The organism is Methylophaga sp. OBS1 (assembly GCF_026319365.1).
This window is the reverse complement of the sequence record NZ_JAPDMS010000008.1, coordinates 17,704-32,843: the sequence shown is the minus strand read 5'-3', so window position 1 is coordinate 32,843 and position 15,140 is coordinate 17,704. Positions and strand designations below refer to the sequence as shown.

Annotated in this window: 18 protein-coding genes; 8 read left to right on the top strand and 10 right to left on the bottom strand. The window is 50.9% G+C overall.

Annotated features, from left to right (window positions below):
- The first annotated feature begins 2 nt into the window (after positions 1–2).
- From panB to OMQ46_RS16295, 4 genes are all read left to right on the top strand, one after another.
- Complete coding sequence (gene panB / locus OMQ46_RS16310) at positions 3–797, top strand: 3-methyl-2-oxobutanoate hydroxymethyltransferase (protein ID WP_266238561.1); 795 nt, start codon at positions 3–5, stop codon at positions 795–797.
- Complete coding sequence (gene panC / locus OMQ46_RS16305; RefSeq protein WP_266238560.1) at positions 797–1,651, top strand: pantoate--beta-alanine ligase; 855 nt, start codon at positions 797–799, stop codon at positions 1,649–1,651. The genes panB and panC overlap by 1 nt, the downstream gene beginning before the upstream one ends.
- Positions 1,652–1,701: 50 nt before the next feature.
- Entirely contained in the window at positions 1,702–2,082 is a 381-nt protein-coding gene (gene panD, locus OMQ46_RS16300) for an aspartate 1-decarboxylase (RefSeq protein WP_266238558.1), read from the top strand.
- Positions 2,083–2,298: 216 nt separating this feature from the next.
- Positions 2,299–4,020, top strand: coding sequence for a lysophospholipid acyltransferase family protein (locus tag OMQ46_RS16295; protein WP_266238557.1), 1,722 nt, complete (start codon positions 2,299–2,301; stop codon positions 4,018–4,020).
- On the opposite strand, the gene OMQ46_RS16290 is transcribed toward OMQ46_RS16295, so the two are convergent.
- Together OMQ46_RS16290 and OMQ46_RS16285 are read right to left on the bottom strand one after the other, a co-directional pair.
- Positions 4,021–4,485: a YchJ family protein gene (locus tag OMQ46_RS16290; RefSeq protein WP_266238556.1), complete on the bottom strand. Its 465-nt coding sequence runs from the start codon at positions 4,483–4,485 to the stop codon at positions 4,021–4,023.
- A complete protein-coding gene (locus OMQ46_RS16285) occupies positions 4,478–5,251 on the bottom strand; it encodes an SDR family oxidoreductase (protein WP_266238592.1) in 774 nt (257 codons plus the stop codon). Before OMQ46_RS16285 ends, OMQ46_RS16290 begins: the two co-directional genes overlap by 8 nt.
- Positions 5,252–5,450: 199 nt before the next feature.
- Between OMQ46_RS16285 and OMQ46_RS16280 the strand changes: the two genes are divergently transcribed.
- Complete coding sequence (locus OMQ46_RS16280) at positions 5,451–5,906, top strand: retropepsin-like aspartic protease family protein (protein ID WP_266238555.1); 456 nt, start codon at positions 5,451–5,453, stop codon at positions 5,904–5,906.
- Here the strand turns inward: OMQ46_RS16280 and OMQ46_RS16275 are convergent.
- The 7 genes from OMQ46_RS16275 to OMQ46_RS16245 form a co-directional block, all read right to left on the bottom strand.
- Positions 5,898–6,116, bottom strand: coding sequence for a hypothetical protein (locus tag OMQ46_RS16275; protein WP_266238554.1), 219 nt, complete (start codon positions 6,114–6,116; stop codon positions 5,898–5,900). The genes OMQ46_RS16280 and OMQ46_RS16275 overlap by 9 nt on opposite strands.
- A gap of 49 nt (positions 6,117–6,165) precedes the next feature.
- Positions 6,166–6,837, bottom strand: coding sequence for a lytic transglycosylase domain-containing protein (locus tag OMQ46_RS16270; RefSeq protein WP_266238552.1), 672 nt, complete (start codon positions 6,835–6,837; stop codon positions 6,166–6,168).
- Entirely contained in the window at positions 6,834–7,304 is a 471-nt protein-coding gene (locus OMQ46_RS16265; protein WP_266238551.1) for a CopD family protein, read from the bottom strand. The genes OMQ46_RS16270 and OMQ46_RS16265 overlap by 4 nt, the downstream gene beginning before the upstream one ends.
- A 21-nt stretch (positions 7,305–7,325) precedes the next feature.
- Positions 7,326–8,846: a fumarate hydratase gene (locus OMQ46_RS16260; protein WP_266238550.1), complete on the bottom strand. Its 1,521-nt coding sequence runs from the start codon at positions 8,844–8,846 to the stop codon at positions 7,326–7,328.
- Between the two features lie 8 nt (positions 8,847–8,854).
- Positions 8,855–10,564, bottom strand: coding sequence for a proline--tRNA ligase (locus OMQ46_RS16255; RefSeq protein WP_266238549.1), 1,710 nt, complete (start codon positions 10,562–10,564; stop codon positions 8,855–8,857).
- Between the two features lie 82 nt (positions 10,565–10,646).
- Entirely contained in the window at positions 10,647–10,982 is a 336-nt protein-coding gene (locus OMQ46_RS16250; protein ID WP_266238548.1) for a phenylpyruvate tautomerase MIF-related protein, read from the bottom strand.
- A 12-nt stretch (positions 10,983–10,994) separates the two neighbouring features.
- Positions 10,995–11,450 carry a DUF4124 domain-containing protein gene (locus OMQ46_RS16245; RefSeq protein ID WP_266238547.1) on the bottom strand — a complete coding sequence of 152 codons (456 nt, stop codon included), beginning with the start codon at positions 11,448–11,450 and terminating at the stop codon, positions 10,995–10,997.
- A 181-nt stretch (positions 11,451–11,631) separates the two neighbouring features.
- Between OMQ46_RS16245 and OMQ46_RS16240 the strand changes: the two genes are divergently transcribed.
- On the top strand, positions 11,632–11,832 hold the full coding sequence (locus OMQ46_RS16240; RefSeq protein ID WP_266238546.1) for a hypothetical protein: 201 nt from the start codon (positions 11,632–11,634) through the stop codon (positions 11,830–11,832).
- Here OMQ46_RS16240 and OMQ46_RS16235 read toward each other — a convergent pair.
- A complete protein-coding gene (locus tag OMQ46_RS16235; RefSeq protein WP_266238545.1) occupies positions 11,829–13,142 on the bottom strand; it encodes an MATE family efflux transporter in 1,314 nt (437 codons plus the stop codon). The two genes, OMQ46_RS16240 and OMQ46_RS16235, sit on opposite strands and share 4 nt — an antisense overlap.
- Positions 13,143–13,625: 483 nt before the next feature.
- On the opposite strand from OMQ46_RS16235, the gene OMQ46_RS16230 reads away from it, so the two are divergent.
- Both OMQ46_RS16230 and OMQ46_RS16225 read left to right on the top strand, forming a co-directional pair.
- Positions 13,626–13,904: a hypothetical protein gene (locus OMQ46_RS16230; protein ID WP_266238544.1), complete on the top strand. Its 279-nt coding sequence runs from the start codon at positions 13,626–13,628 to the stop codon at positions 13,902–13,904.
- A gap of 96 nt (positions 13,905–14,000) precedes the next feature.
- Complete coding sequence (locus tag OMQ46_RS16225) at positions 14,001–14,957, top strand: HNH endonuclease (RefSeq protein WP_266238543.1); 957 nt, start codon at positions 14,001–14,003, stop codon at positions 14,955–14,957.
- Positions 14,958–15,140 lie beyond the last annotated feature (183 nt).

Sequence of the window (15,140 nt, the reverse complement as noted above, 5' to 3'; positions counted from 1 at the left end):
TCATGAGTCGCTTGAGCCTGACCGCGCTGCGTAAAATGAAAGCGGCGCAGGAAAAAATCGCGGTACTGACTGCTTACGATGCCAGTTTCAGCCATGCGCTGGAGGAAGCCGGCGTTGAGGTTATTTTGATCGGTGATTCTCTGGGTATGGTGGTACAGGGCCAGGAAAGCACGGTCCCGGTCACTGTGGACGACATGGTTTATCATACTGCCAATGTGGTCCGCGGTAGCGAAAAAGCGTTTATCGTCGCTGATCTGCCATTCATGAGCTATGCCAATCCCGGCCAGGCCATCGCCAATGCGGCGCGGCTGATGGCGGAAGGGGGTGCACAGATGGTCAAGCTGGAAGGCGGTGCGATCATCGCTGATACGATTGCCGAATTAACCGCACGCGGGATCCCGGTTTGTGCCCATCTGGGGCTGTTACCGCAGTCAGTGCACCGGTTGGGCGGCTATATTGTTCAGGGGCGTGAGAAAGAGGCGGCCGATGAGTTGCTTGCTGATGCTCTGAAACTGGAACAGGCCGGTGCCGATATGCTGGTGCTGGAATGTGTACCGGCCACCCTTGCAGCCAGAGTCACCCAGGCATTGTCTATCCCCGTAATCGGTATCGGTGCTGGTAAAGACTGTGACGGTCAGGTGCTGGTGGTGTATGACATGCTGGGGCTGACGCCGGGCAGGCGGCCGCGTTTCAGCCATGACTTTCTGGCAGATACCGGTGCGATACAGGCGGCTATCAGCAAATACGTGCAGGATGTCAAAAGCGGTGACTTCCCGACGCCGGAGCAGCAATTCTGATGCAGGTGGTCGATAGCACCGTTGCCTTACGTACCCGAATCAAGACCTGGCGGGCGAATAACGAAGTCATTGCGTTTGTGCCCACCATGGGCAATCTGCACGAGGGCCATCTGTCGCTGGTGAAGAAAGCAAGAGAACTGGCCGACCGCATCGTCGTCAGTATTTTTGTGAACCCGCTGCAGTTTAACGACCAGCGCGATCTGGAAAAATACCCCCGCACTTTAAACGAAGACATCAATCTTCTGAGTGAACTCGATTGCGATTTGGTATTTACGCCCGATGACAGCGTCATGTATCCGCTGGGAATGGCTAAGCAGACTAGCGTGCATGTACCCGGAATGGATGACAAGCTTTGTGGGCTGGGTCGTCCCGGTCATTTTGATGGGGTCGCTACCGTGGTCACCAAGCTTTTCAATATGGTTCAGGCTGATATTGCGGTATTCGGTGAAAAGGACTATCAGCAGTTGTTAATGATCCAAACGCTGGTGGCCGATCTTAATATCCCGGTGGATATTGTGGGCGCGCCCACCCGACGTGAGGATAGTGGCCTTGCCATGAGTTCGCGTAATAATCTGCTGACCGCAAAACAGCGTTTACAGGCGCCATTGCTGTATCAGCAGTTGATGACAATACGTACAGCGCTGGAAAATGGCGAAACCGACCTTGACGCATTGCTTCAGGCTGCTCAAACTCAACTCAAGGAAGCGGGATTTGAGCCGGAATATCTGGAAATCCGCCGTGCCGACAATCTGCAGCCGGTACAAACCGGCGATAAAACGGCACTGCGAGTTCTGGTTGCCGCCCGACTTGGCTCAGTCAGGTTGATAGATAATATTCTGTGTGACCTTGCCTGAGTCTTTCTAACAAGCGATAATATTGGGCTAACCCACAAGATTTGTCCGCTATGCAACTGACACTCTTAAAAGCCAAACTGCACCGTGCCTGTGTGACCCATTCCGAACTGGAATACGAAGGCTCCTGTGCAATCGATGGTCAATTTCTGGAAGCCGCCGGTATTCGCGAATACGAGCAAATCCAGATTTATAACGTCGCCAATGGTGAACGTTTTACCACCTATGCCATTCGCGCTGAAGACGGTTCCAAGATTATTTCCGTCAATGGTGCTGCTGCGCACAAAGCTTCGCCGGGTGATCGCATCATTATCTGTGCTTATGTCAGCATGGACGAAAATGAAGCCGAGAATTTCAAACCGACCCTGGTTTATCTCGACGAAAACAACGATATCACGCACATGCGTCACTCCATTCCGGTACAGGCAGCCTGAATTGGGCTGGTAGTTCAGCGACCACAATCAATCACTTTTGGCTGCGACTCGCAGCCATGACGCCGGTTCTCCCACCGGCTTCCGCTGGTATCTGTTTTTTGGGAACTGAGTTGTCCAGCACGGCTTGATGCTGTCATCTAAGCGTCATCAAACTGCCATCATGCGGTAACAGCATCGCTCTAAGCTTGCCATCGACAGGCAAGCAAGAGAGAAACGATGCTCAATATCGAACAGGCAGTCCAGCAGAAATTTCCCCGGTTCCAGCACACGCGTCCCTGGCTGAAAAAACCGACGCTAGGGTTCCTTCGCAAAATCACCCACGAACACGAGGTCAATCATTTCCTGAATCTGCATCAGGATCTGCGTGGTTTTGATTTTATTGATCAGGTGCTGGATTACTTTAATTTCAGTTACAGCATCAGCCACCGTGACCGCATTAATATTCCTGCCACCGGTCGCGTTGTGATTGTCGCCAATCACCCGCTGGGTGCGTTGGACGGTCTCTCTTTGCTCAAGCTGGTGGGCGAAGTCCGGCGTGATGTCAAAATTGTTGCCAACGATATGTTAATGAATTTTTCAGCCCTGGAAAGTCTATTCCTGCCGGTTGATAATTTGTCCAAGTCAACCCGTAAAAGCAGTGTTACGCGGATTGTTGAGAGTCTCAACAATGATGAGGCTGTGATCGTATTTCCTGCCGGAGAAGTCTCCCGGATTCGACCCAGTGGGGTGCGTGATGGGAAGTGGAACAGTGGTTTTTTAAATTTCGCAAAGAAAACCAACGCCCCCATCCTGCCGATCTTTATCGGTGCCCGTAACTCTTCATTGTTCTACAGCGCCTCCATGGTCTACAAACCGCTTTCAGGAATGATGCTGGCACATGAGATGTTCAACAAAAATTCCAAGAACATTACTATGCGGGTAGGTGAAACGATTCCCTATCAGCAAATTGAGCAGTTGCCACTGGTCAAAGCGGAAAAAGCCAAGCTGTTGCGTCGCCACCTCTACCGGATAGCAAAAGGCAAAAAGTCTTTGTTCAAGACTGAACAGACGATCGCCCACCCGATAGAAAGACGCTTTATCAAGCGTGAATTGCAGCAGGCAGAACTGCTGGGAGAGACAGCGGATAACAAGAAAATCTATCTGTTCGACTATCGACCGGATTCAGCAGTGATGCATGAAATTGGGCGTCTGCGTGAGCTGACATTCCGTCAGGTCGGGGAGGGTACCGGGAAACGTCGGGATCTGGACCGTTATGATCGTGACTATCGTCACCTGATTCTCTGGGATGAACAGGAACTGGAAATTGCGGGGGCCTATCGTCTGGGCGAAGTCAGACGGATTCAGTCCCAAAGCAGCAGTCGCGGTATATACAGTGAAGAATTGTTCAGTTACGACCAGGACAAAATGCAGCCCTTTTTTGAGCAGGGCATCGAGCTGGGCCGCAGTTTTGTCAGCCCCAAATATTGGGGGCGGCGCAGTCTGGATTATCTCTGGTACGGTATTGGTGCCTACCTGCAACGTTACCCGGAGATACGTTATTTGTTCGGCCCTGTGAGCCTGAGTAACAGCTATCCTGACTTTGCCCAGGCGCTGATTGTCAGTTATTACCGGCATTATTTTGCCGATGAGGAGAAGCTGGCCAGTGCTCGGGTACCATACAGTGTCGATGCTGAACTGCAACAACAGGTCTGGCAGACGCTGACCGGTGAAGATGCCGATGAGGATTTTGCTGCCTTACGTGAGCAGCTGGCCCATATGAACGTCACTGTGCCCACACTTTACAAACAGTATGCAGATGTCTGTGAAAAGGGTGGGGTCCGTTTTATCGATTTTAATATTGATGCTGACTTCGGCCACTGCATTGATGGTCTGGTGATGGTTGACCTGCAACAGTTGAAAGCCAGCAAACGCAAACGATATCTGGGGGCGGCGGCCTGATCAGCCGCCATGGCAATGTTTGAACTTTTTACCACTGCCACAAAAGCAGTTTTCATTTCTGCCCAGTTTCACCGCAGGTAGAAACAGCCCGTCGTGATAAAACCAGCGACCGGCTTCGCGGGTGAAGCGGGAACGTTCATGCAACTGACCAATGGGATCATCTTCATAAAAAGCCACAAACTCGACTTCGGCCAGGTTATTGGCGGCTTTATGATCGAGAATTTTCAGACCCAGCCACTGCGTATTGTTGACGCTCTCCTGCAGCGCCTGACGTTCTCCCGGGTGGCGTTTGGAGGGATGCAGGGTATCCAGCAGGTAATCAACCAGACCCAGCTGAAAAGCACTGTAGCGGGAACGCATCAGCTTTTCAGCGTCTTCAGCCACTGATTTGTTCAGATGCAGAGGCTGGCAGCACTCTTTGTACAATAATCCACTGTTGCAGGGACAGCGCGATGAATCACTCATAATGCTCCTGATTCAGTTGCATCAAGTCCGGATGCTGAAGTTGATAATGCAATTGTTGTTTGATTTTTTGATTGGAAACAATCTTAAAGCTCAGTGTCGCATCCTCAGCGAATTCTGCCAATGGAAAGCCCGCCTGATTGGCCATTAAAGGATAAAATTCACGTTTTTTAGGATGCGTATCGCTGCAACCGTTGAATGTGTTTCCCCAGGCGCTGGCTTCGATAATGCGGTCAATGATGCCGATACAATCATCAAAGTGAATGAGATTGATCGGAGCGTCAGGTTGTTTAACTGTCTTGCCGCCACGGAAAAAACGACCCGGATGACGGCCTTTACCCACGAGACCACTGAACCGGAGTATGGTGCTTTTAAATGCCGGCGAGGCCTGGAACAGTTGCTCTATCTGATATAGCGGACTGCCCTGATTTTCCGCGCCCTCATCTTCACTGACCTCACGGTTGAGGTTCTGGTACACCGAACTGGAACTGACAAACAGCACCTTGCTGACAGGGCGCTGTTCAATCGCTTCAATCAGGCGCTGGAATCCAGCCCGGTTTTTACAGGTAATGTTGATTATCACGATATCAGCGTTCAGAAACGCCCTGTCAACGGTGGTTTCCTGATCGATATCGACGATGTAGCTGTCAAAGCCAGCCTGTTCTAATTCAGCCCGTTTGCTTTCACTCCGGGTCGATAGTCTGACTGGATGGCCTTTGGCTGCAAAATGGGCTGCCAGGGGCCTGCCCAGCCAGCCACTACCAAGAATACTGATGGTATCGATAAATCACCTCTCTTATTATCCTGTCCATTTTAACGTAACGAGCTTATGGATAGAGACCCGGATTCATTTTGTTTTCGGGGTGTCTTATTGACGGATTACCGTTAAAATCTGAGTCATGAGCGCACCTGAGCCCCCCAAATTATTTTCCGGCAGACTACTTACAGTCGTGTTCTGGCTGTTTTTTATGGCGTCTTTAACGCTGTTCTTCAATGGACTGATATTGCAGCGTGACAATCCCAATCACGCACTGTTGAGTACTGAGTCCGCCAGTGGTGAAGTGGTGTTGGAGCGTAACCGCGCCGGCCATTATCTGGCACCGGGATTGATCAATGGTCACCCGGTCGATTTCCTGCTTGATACCGGCGCGACCCATGTCAGTGTCCCCGAGGGCGTGGCGGAAGCCGTTGGCCTGGAGAAAGGTGCTCGAAGCATGGTATCAACGGCAAATGGTGTGATTGCGGTTTATCAGACCCGACTGGAAAGCGTGCAGTTGGGTGGCATTACCCTGAACAACATTCAGGCCAGTATCAACCCGCATATGCCCGATGACATGGTACTGCTGGGGATGAGTTTTATGAAGCACCTGGATATGACACAGCGCGAGGGAACGCTGACGCTGACAGTGCCGGGCTCAGGATAGGTTGATCTTCACCACGCGCATGAAAGGGAAGTCCATGCCGGCAATGGTTTCCGTGTCCGGGTAATAAATCATATCGACGCGTGCGCCCTTCAGCGACTTGTACAGTTTGCGGCGCTTATATTTGAAAGGGATTTCCTGACCCTCAACCAAAACCGTGTTCAGCACCCAGTCTCCGTCTCGACGCTGCACATGAGAGCTGACTTTCTGCATGGTGGAATGCGTGAGCGCTTCATGCTCATTCAATAATTTTTTAGTGCTTTTAACTTTCACGGCGATAACGCTGATGCAGAATGCCAACGCGTTCTACATAGACCTTGGTTTCAGCATAAGGGGGGATGCCGTTGTACTTTTTAACCGCGTTGGGACCGGCATTATAAGCGGCGATAGCCAGCTTGATATCGCCGTCAAACTGTTTCAGCAGCCCGGCTAAATATTTCACGCCGCCTTCTATATTCTGGTTGGCATCAAAAGCATTGCGAACACCCAAATCTTTGGCTGTGCCCGGCATCAGTTGCATCAGGCCCTGAGCCCCTTTGTTGGATAGCGCTTTAACATTAAAGGCGGATTCGGCATGAATCACGGCACGAACCAGAGCCGGATCAACCTCATATTTCATCGCGATGCGTTTGACCTCTGCAGAATAAGCGGCGTTATTGAGGCTGATTGTATGCCAGTTGATTTTGGAGTCAGGATTACAGGCAAAACAGCTGTACTTGAGAATTTCAAAGCTGCCGTGTTGCGGTTTCTGATCGGAAAAAACAAAGCCTTCACCGCTCTGAGATTTATAGATGATGGTGTGCTGGCCGGCGTTAGCGCCGACATTACTGAATTCGACACTGCCATCCGCATTCTGAATACGTTTAATGGTTTCAGCCGTTGCCATCACAGGCAGAACCAGCAGGAGTAGTGTCCCAGCTTGCGTCAATCTCATGCGACCGGCCAGTATCGTCCGGAGGCACCGATCACGATAGTAATCAGACCCAGAATCAGATTAAGCAGCACCAGCTTACGGATCTGTGTCAGGGCGTTGCGACCGGCGATCCAGTCATGTTCCGCGACGGCCCATTTCAGTTTTTTGAATGGATTGAAAAAAACATGCATGAAAATCAGCATCATGAATATGCCGGTCAGCAGCATGACATGGACATGGACGCCTACACCATCAACGCCGCCCATGCCGCCCAGCAGATGAATCATCCAAAAACCGGTGATCAGCAAGGTAACAATCGACACCCAGACCCAGTTGAAAAACAGTTTAAACACCTGACTCCACAATGGCAGGCGTGACTCAGGCGCTAACAGGCTGGCAGCGCTGGGTCGCAGCACCATGTAGGCGAAAAACATACCTCCGACCCAGATGACGGCAGCAAGGAGATGCAGTGGAATGGCAAGCGACATGACTGTTTCCTTCTCAACGGGTTATGAATCGATTGTAAGCCCTTCAAGCTTGATCCGCCATTCTTTCGGGCCGCTTTGATGCACTGAGTCACCGTGACTGTCGACAGCCACCGTCACTGGCATGTTCTCAACATAAAATTCGCGAATCGCTTCCATCCCCAGTTGCTCAAAGGCAATCAGGCGGGATGATTTGATGGCTTTGGAGACCAGATATGCAGCACCACCAATAGCAATCAGATACACAGACCGATGATTTTTAATGCTCTCGATGGTCGCCTCACCACGTTCGGCTTTGCCGATCATGCCCAGCAGACCGGTTTTACCCAGCATCATTTCTGTGAACTTATCCATGCGTGTGGCGGTAGTGGGACCCGCAGGACCGACCACTTCGCCTGCCACAGGGTCGACAGGACCGACGTAGTAAATAAAGCGATTGTGAAAATCCAGCCCATCGGGTAAAGGTTTTCCCTGCGCCAGCATATCTGCGATCTTCTTATGCGCGGCATCGCGTCCGGTGAGCAGATGACCCGAGAGCAGCAATGTCTCACCCGGCTGCCACTGCTCGATATCAGCCTGAGTGACGCTATCGAGGTTGACATGACGGGTGTTCTCGGCCGCCTCCCAGGTGATATCCGGCCAGTCATCCAGGCTCGGTGGTTCGAATTCGGCTGGACCGCTGCCATCCAGACTGAAATGGATATGCCGGGTGGCCGCACAGTTGGGAATCATTGCCACCGGCAGTGAAGCCGCATGGGTGGGGTAGTCGCTGATTTTGACATCAAGCACGGTGGTCAGACCACCGAGGCCCTGGGCACCAATACCGAGATTATTGACCTTCTCATATAACTCGACACGTAGTTTTTCAGCCGCTGTCTGTGGACCGCGATCAATAAGTTCCTGGATGTCGATAGGGTGCATCAGCGACTCTTTAGCCATCAGCATGGCTTTTTCCGCGGTGCCGCCGACACCGATACCGAGCATGCCCGGCGGGCACCAGCCGGCGCCCATCTTGGGTACCGTCTCCAGCACCCAGTCGACCAGGCTGTCACTCGGGTTAAGAATGGTGAATTTAGCCTTGTTCTCGCTGCCGCCGCCCTTGGCCGCGATCTGAATCTCGACCGTATCTCCGGGCACAATCTGGGTATGAATCACCGCCGGGGTATTGTCTCTGGTGTTCTGACGGCTGCCCAGCGGGTCTGAAACCACCGAGGCGCGCAATACATTATCCGGATGCATATACGCGCGTCTGACGCCTTCGTTGATCATCTCATCCAGGCTCATCTCCGCATCCCACTGCACGTTCATGCCGACTTTGACAAAGACATTCACGATACCCGTATCCTGACAGATGGGACGGTTGTTCTCAGCGCACATCCTTGAGTTGACCAGGATCTGAGCTATCGCATCGCGCGCTGCCGGGGATTGTTCGCGTTCATAGGCCTGGCTCATCGCCTGAATAAAATCTTTCGGGTGATAGCAGGCAATGAATTGCAGGGCGTCGGCGACGCTGTCGATAAGGTCAGATTGTTTGATGCAACTCATGGGCTGATTCAACTCAGTTTCTGTTTAATAGCATTGATGACGTCAGCCAGCGGGAAGTCTTCGCCTTCACCGGTTCGACGGTTTTTGTATTCGATTTGATCGTTATCCAGACCGCGCTCACCCAGAATCAGGCGATGTGGAATCCCCATCAGCTCCATATCGGCAAAAGCGACGCCGGGACGCAGACCACGGTCATCAAACAGGACATCGATACCGGCCGCAGTCAGTTGCTGATAGATCTCCTCGGCCTTCTCCCTGACGCGCGCAGATTTGTGCGCATTGACCGGCACCAGCGCAACCTGGAATGGGGCAATGGCTTCGGGCCAGACAATGCCTCGCTCGTCGTGGTTCTGTTCTATCGCAGCGGCCACAACCCGTGACACACCGATGCCATAGCAGCCCATAGTTATGATTTGCGATTTACCGGACTCGGTCAGCACCACGGCATTCATTTTCTTACTGTAGTTATCGCCCAGCTGGAAGATATGACCGACCTCGATACCGCGGGCAATTTCCAGTGTGCCCTGACCATCCGGGCTCGGATCGCCGGCCACCACGTTACGTAGATCAGCGGTTTGTGGTTCCGGCAGGTCCCGATCCCAATTCACACCGGTCAGGTGTTTTTCATCCTCATTGGCACCGCAGACAAAGTCAGCCACAAATGCGGCGGCATGATCGACCAGTACCGGAATAGTCAGTCCCACCGGACCAATGGAGCCGATGTTGGCACCGCAGCTTTCCAGCACCTGTTCCGGTGTCGCGAAGGTCAGAGGGGAGGCAACAAGCGGGTGTTTCTCAGCTTTGATTTCATTCAAGTCGTGATCACCACGCAGTACCAGTGCCACAACACTGCCTTCTTCAGCGCCTTCAACCAGCAGGGTTTTTAAACACTGTGATGCCGGTTTATTCAGAAATTCGCTGACTTCTTCAATAGTATGTTTTTGTGGCGTATCCACACTGGTCATGGATTCACTGGCTGCAGGGCGGTCGCCATTAGGTGCGACAGCTTCCGCCAGTTCGACGTTGGCAGCGTAATCACTGCTGTCACTGAAAGCGATCGCATCTTCACCGGAGCTGGCCAAAACATGGAATTCGTGCGAGGCATTACCGCCTATGCTGCCGGTGTCAGCTTGAACAGCACGGAAATCAAGACCGATACGGCTGAAAATCCGTGAATAGGCTGCATACATATCGTCATACGTCTGCTGCAGCGAGGCCTGATCCAGGTGGAAAGAGTAGGCGTCTTTCATCAGGAACTCACGGGCACGCATCAGCCCGAAACGGGGACGGATTTCATCACGGAACTTGGTTTGAATCTGATAAAAATTGACCGGCAGTTGCTTATAACTACGAATTTCCTGGCGCACCAGATCGGTAATGACTTCTTCATGGGTGGGGCCATAACAGAAATCGCGCTGGTGGCGATCAACCAGTCGCAGCAGTTCCGGACCATATTTTTCCCAGCGCTGACTTTCCTGCCACAACTCGGCCGGTTGCACAGAGGGCATCAATACTTCCTGAGCACCGCTGTTGTTCATTTCCTCACGAATAATGGCTTCGGTTTTTCTGAGAATTCTCAACCCCATTGGCAACCAGGTGTAAAGACCAGAAGCCAGACGACGGATCAGACCGGCACGCAGCATCAACTGGTGACTGACGATCTCGGCATCGGCAGGGGTTTCTTTGAGAGTGGAAATGAGCAGGTTAGAGGCACGCATCGCTTGTTATTATTCCTGTGTAGCAAAAACGACACCGCCGGAAGCAGGCGGTGTCAGTCTCAATAAGTAATAGATTAAATGGTCAGAAGGTACTGTGGTTCCAGCCCCAGTTCTGACGCTCTGAATCGGTCATGCTGATATAAATCCGGCTGCCATCGATCCCCAGTTGTTCGTTGATCAATGAACACAGCGTATCGGAAAAGCCCTGTCTGTCGCCGGGCAATCCCAGTGAGCGATAATCGAGAATGGCGGTCGGTGCATCGCTGCCACCGAACAGCATGGGTTTTTGCTGATCGATGGTGACCATGACATAGGTTTCCGGTTTGCCGGAGGCTTTCGATACAGTCTGACTGGCGACTTTCATCAATGTCGCTTCGTCTTTCACTTCCTGATTGGTGCGGATATTAAGATAAGGCATCTCGTTCTCCTTTTATTGCTGGCAAAACTCTTCAATCTGTTGCCGTGATTCTTCAATTTTTTGCTGTCTTTCTTCTTCAGTGAGCCGGTAAACGTTACCTGCTTCATCCATCATTCGTCGTCCGGGATTATCCTGATACAACTTCAGGTTGGCCTGTGCGATCTCACAGTTTTTCTGTATAGCCGCCTGTCGCTCTGCTTCCTGTTGCTGTTCCTGTTCTGCTTCCCGGGCTGATTTTTCAGCGGCTTCCTGTTGCTCAATCAATTCCTGAACTTCAGCAGCTGTGTCATCTATAGGTGGTGGTGGCGGGACCTGGATGGTTTCAGCCTGTCCTGATGCGGGCGGCTGTTGCGTGTAGTGAGTCTGACCATTCTCATCGACCCATTTGTAGATTTCGGCGTTAACGCCTGAAGCAAGTAGCAAAGTCGCCGACAGCAGACTGAGCCTGACAAAACCAGGGACACGCATAGTTGCACCTCAGAAATAAAAATCATTTTACGCCAAAGCGGATAATCATCAAATGTCATACAGCTTTCAAGCACCTAATAAACAGGACTGGGAGCGAAACCCAGGAAATGACGGCCGCCCTGTTGGTTGACAAGATTTCAAACGCGGGGGTAATTTCAAACTAAACAGCGGGAGATCAGTCATGACTCATTATGATGAATCAAAAGCAGGTGATAACGCGGGAAGCGTCAGGAGCGGTAAAGAGAGACGCAAGCAACAGCGTCGTTCAGGCGAGGACAGACGGGATATGATTCGCTTTGAACCAGATAAAGACGACCGTCGCCAGATTGAAGACAGACGCAAAGATCACCACTCCGTGTGGGATGCCGGCACCAGCCCCTAATTAAGACGCCGTATCACGCCGGGCAGATACACGCTCTGGCTCAGACCTCTGGCTGCGAGCAGCACCATCAAGGCAGCCCACAAGCCGTGATTGCCCCAGTCTTGCATCAGATACCAGGCCGGTAGATAGCAGCAGAACGTGGAAAAAAGCATGGTGTTCCGCATTTCCCGCCCCAGTGTAGCGCCGACAAAAAAGCCATCAAACAGATAGGACCAGACCCCGAGCCAGGGGGCAAGCACGACCCAAAGTCGATAATCAGCCGCCATCCCGGCCACGCTATCGATGCTGGTCAGCAGCGCAATGATCTCAAGCCCAAACAACCAGTAAACCAGACTGAACACAGCCGCTGTCGATAATGACCAGAAGCCGTTGAGGACCAGGCTTCGCTTGAGCATAAGGGCATTATTATGACCAATGGCCTGTCCTGTCATCACTTCGGTGGCATTGGCAAAGCCATCAAGCACAAACGCCATAAAAGTGATGAAGTTAAGCAACACCATATTGGCTGCCAGCGTGGTATCGCCCACCTGGGCACCCTGGTTGGTGAAAAAGGCAAAGCTGAAAATCAAGCACAGCGTTCTCAGCATAAAATTGCCATGCAGGTTGAGATGATGCCGGTTGGCCAGCATAAAGCGAAACTCGTCGAGCAGCTTCACTTCATGTAATTTCAGCTGGCGTTTCTGTAGCAGGAAAATAGCAAAAATAAGCCCGGTATATTCGGCAATCACCGAAGCTAGCGCGACACCATCGGCCTTCATGCCAAAACCATTCACCAGTAGCAGGTCGAAAACGATATTACTGAGGTTAATGACTAGTACGACTGCCAGCGCAGATCGGGAGGCAGACAGACCAATCAGCCAACCGAGAATGGCATAGTTGATCAGAGTAGCGGGGGCCCCCCAGATTCTAATGGCATAGTATTGCTCGGCCTGGGCGATAACTTCAGCGCTGCCATCAATGATATTAAAAGCCAGCCAGCCAATGGGTGCCTGTAACAGCAGCAACAGCGCCGCAATGATCATTGCCAGCAGACCGGACTGAAGCAATACATCTCTGGGACTGCCATGCTCCGCATTGACATGCGCCTGTGAGGTCAGGCCTGTGGTCACCATGCGCAGGAAACCAAAGCCCCAGAACAGGAAGGTAAACAACATGCTGCCCAGTGCCACCGCCCCGAGATAAACAGGCGAATTCAGATGACCGACCACCGCTGTATCGACCATACCCAGCAGCGGCGTCGATAAATTGGCCAGAATCATCGGCCCGGCAATCGCCCAGATTTTTTGATGTGTGATGCTGTTATTCTGCAAAGTGATTGTCGACGTTGAGTCTGCGTGAGTTATTGAGTGAACGCATATCCTAACCTGTCTCGGGTAATTATGTGGCACAGCCGCCCACAATCAATCAGGCAGTGACCAGGCGCAAACGATGCTCACCACAAAATTTTGAGGGGTTGCCTCAAGTGCAGGCTTGTGAAATATTCAAGTCATTAACGATAAAGGGATAATGCCTTTAATATCGTGTCCGACCAATTTGGGCTATAGAAACGGATAGCTTTTTACATGCAAACGAACTCATCCCTGACTAACCTCAACGCTAAAGCCACAGTTGCACCTATTTTCAGCCCAATTCGGTTATTGCAGAAAAGCATTGATGCATTATTTTTATCGTATTTTCAGGTTGTTATCGAGGCTGCGGCTTCTTTTCCGGAAAAATTAAAAGACCGCCTCATAATAATTATTATGAGGCCAACGGCCTCATTAACAGGCTGTTATGTGTAAATAGGGAGGCAAATGAGAGAGCCATCTATCTTTATATTTGTTTGCTCGCTTTTGGCGGTAATTGTTCTTGCCGCACGTTTTCTGGACGCTTGGAAAAAGGAAGAAACTCAATCGTGGGAAAACTGGGGCTCTCCAAATCTTGCTTACAATTTTGGCATGTATTTTTCCGTAGTTTTTGGTGGCGTTCTTAATGATTCCAAGAGCAGTACTTTACTCAAAGCACGCAAAAATCTTCGCGTTGCCTTTTGTTTGTTGCTTGTATCAGGGTTAACTTTGGTATTCGTACTATGAAAATGGTCGCACATAACAAGTCGCAGCACGAAGACTCAAAAACCGCTGCGCGCTTTTCACGCTCGTGTGCGTGGCGTTAAATTAAGAGTTAGGCTCATGCCAAGAAAGAAGAAAATCCCAATTCATCCGACCGTAAAAGAACGGTTGGGATACGATGTGGACCAACCTGATGAAGAGGTTTTAGAGCATTGGAAAAAGCGCTCTACCCACGTATGCAAACCATGTTGGGAGCTAAAGTATTGTCCGTATGGACCTTTTGTGGAGCAGTCACCTCTGTTACCACCTTTAAGGTCAAGTGTTGAGTCACAACTAGAATACTTCAAAGACTGCTTGGAAAAAGATGTTATAGGGCAGAGGGTTCCGTTAACTGAGCAGAGAAGGGCTTATTATCAAGAGCTATTAGACTCATGGGAAGAAGATCCGCAAATACTGGCCCAGCTCGTTGTTTACGAGCTTTCGGTCGAAGCGAGATTTGAAAACGCTACATGCATCGAAGATGTATTAGGCAATGGCGACCTTGGTCGGATTCAAAACTACCAAGTACCATTCAGTTTTGATGAGGAAACTCACGAGATCGAAATAGATGCTTTCATGGAAAGAAAAATAGCAGAAAAGATGGGGCGTATTCAGAAACAGCTAGAGGAAGGCTACGAAGATAATAGAAAGCCTCTCGATAGAATAAGAAGGGAAGACTTCCAGAAACGAGTAGATAGTTACAACCCAGATGATTATCCAGAAGAAATCGCTGAAGCGTTTACTGATCTACAGTGCAGTACATTTGGGCATATATGTCCAGTTGTATTTGTCGGTGAAACGGTAACCGAATCAAGTGATATGCGACGACGAGGTCGCTACATATCCTTCAAGACTAAGATGAGAGTAGTACGAAGAGATAATCATACGTGCCAAGAATGCGGCGAGCATCTCAGGGACGACGAGGTGGAGTTCGATCATATTATCCCCGTAGCCAAGGGTGGTAGCTCTGAAGAGCATAATATTCGACTTACCTGTTTTGATTGCAATCGTGGTAAATCGGATACCGTGAAAATTTAACAAGGCGCTGCTGTCGGACAAGTTTTCCGCTGCGCTCCAAATTTGCCGCAGAGCGCGGCGTTAGCTGTTTATTTATGTCCAGAGTAGTATTTGGGGTCAGTGTAAAAACCCAAATTCTTGCAATGAATACTTTTAGCTCTAGGGTTGTGTTGAAGCACTAAGCCCAACATTCTCAGGCCGTTG

Excerpts from the sequence above, each read along its gene's own strand:
- OMQ46_RS16280 (WP_266238555.1), top strand. The coding sequence starts at position 5,451 with ATGGCGTCTTTAACGCTGTTCTTCAATGGACTGATATTGCAGCGTGAC.
- panB (WP_266238561.1), top strand. The coding sequence starts at position 3 with ATGAGTCGCTTGAGCCTGACCGCGCTGCGTAAAATGAAAGCGGCGCAG.
- panD (WP_266238558.1), top strand. The coding sequence starts at position 1,702 with ATGCAACTGACACTCTTAAAAGCCAAACTGCACCGTGCCTGTGTGACC.
- OMQ46_RS16275 (WP_266238554.1), bottom strand. The coding sequence starts at position 6,116 with ATGCAGAAAGTCAGCTCTCATGTGCAGCGTCGAGACGGAGACTGGGTG.
- OMQ46_RS16260 (WP_266238550.1), bottom strand. The coding sequence starts at position 8,846 with ATGAGTTGCATCAAACAATCTGACCTTATCGACAGCGTCGCCGACGCC.
- panC (WP_266238560.1), top strand. The coding sequence starts at position 797 with ATGCAGGTGGTCGATAGCACCGTTGCCTTACGTACCCGAATCAAGACC.
- OMQ46_RS16290 (WP_266238556.1), bottom strand. The coding sequence starts at position 4,485 with ATGAGTGATTCATCGCGCTGTCCCTGCAACAGTGGATTATTGTACAAA.
- OMQ46_RS16270 (WP_266238552.1), bottom strand. The coding sequence starts at position 6,837 with ATGAGATTGACGCAAGCTGGGACACTACTCCTGCTGGTTCTGCCTGTG.
- OMQ46_RS16295 (WP_266238557.1), top strand. The coding sequence starts at position 2,299 with ATGCTCAATATCGAACAGGCAGTCCAGCAGAAATTTCCCCGGTTCCAG.
- OMQ46_RS16245 (WP_266238547.1), bottom strand. The coding sequence starts at position 11,450 with ATGCGTGTCCCTGGTTTTGTCAGGCTCAGTCTGCTGTCGGCGACTTTG.
- OMQ46_RS16230 (WP_266238544.1), top strand. The coding sequence starts at position 13,626 with ATGAGAGAGCCATCTATCTTTATATTTGTTTGCTCGCTTTTGGCGGTA.
- OMQ46_RS16255 (WP_266238549.1), bottom strand. The coding sequence starts at position 10,564 with ATGCGTGCCTCTAACCTGCTCATTTCCACTCTCAAAGAAACCCCTGCC.
- OMQ46_RS16250 (WP_266238548.1), bottom strand. The coding sequence starts at position 10,982 with ATGCCTTATCTTAATATCCGCACCAATCAGGAAGTGAAAGACGAAGCG.
- OMQ46_RS16265 (WP_266238551.1), bottom strand. The coding sequence starts at position 7,304 with ATGTCGCTTGCCATTCCACTGCATCTCCTTGCTGCCGTCATCTGGGTC.
- OMQ46_RS16240 (WP_266238546.1), top strand. The coding sequence starts at position 11,632 with ATGACTCATTATGATGAATCAAAAGCAGGTGATAACGCGGGAAGCGTC.
- OMQ46_RS16225 (WP_266238543.1), top strand. The coding sequence starts at position 14,001 with ATGCCAAGAAAGAAGAAAATCCCAATTCATCCGACCGTAAAAGAACGG.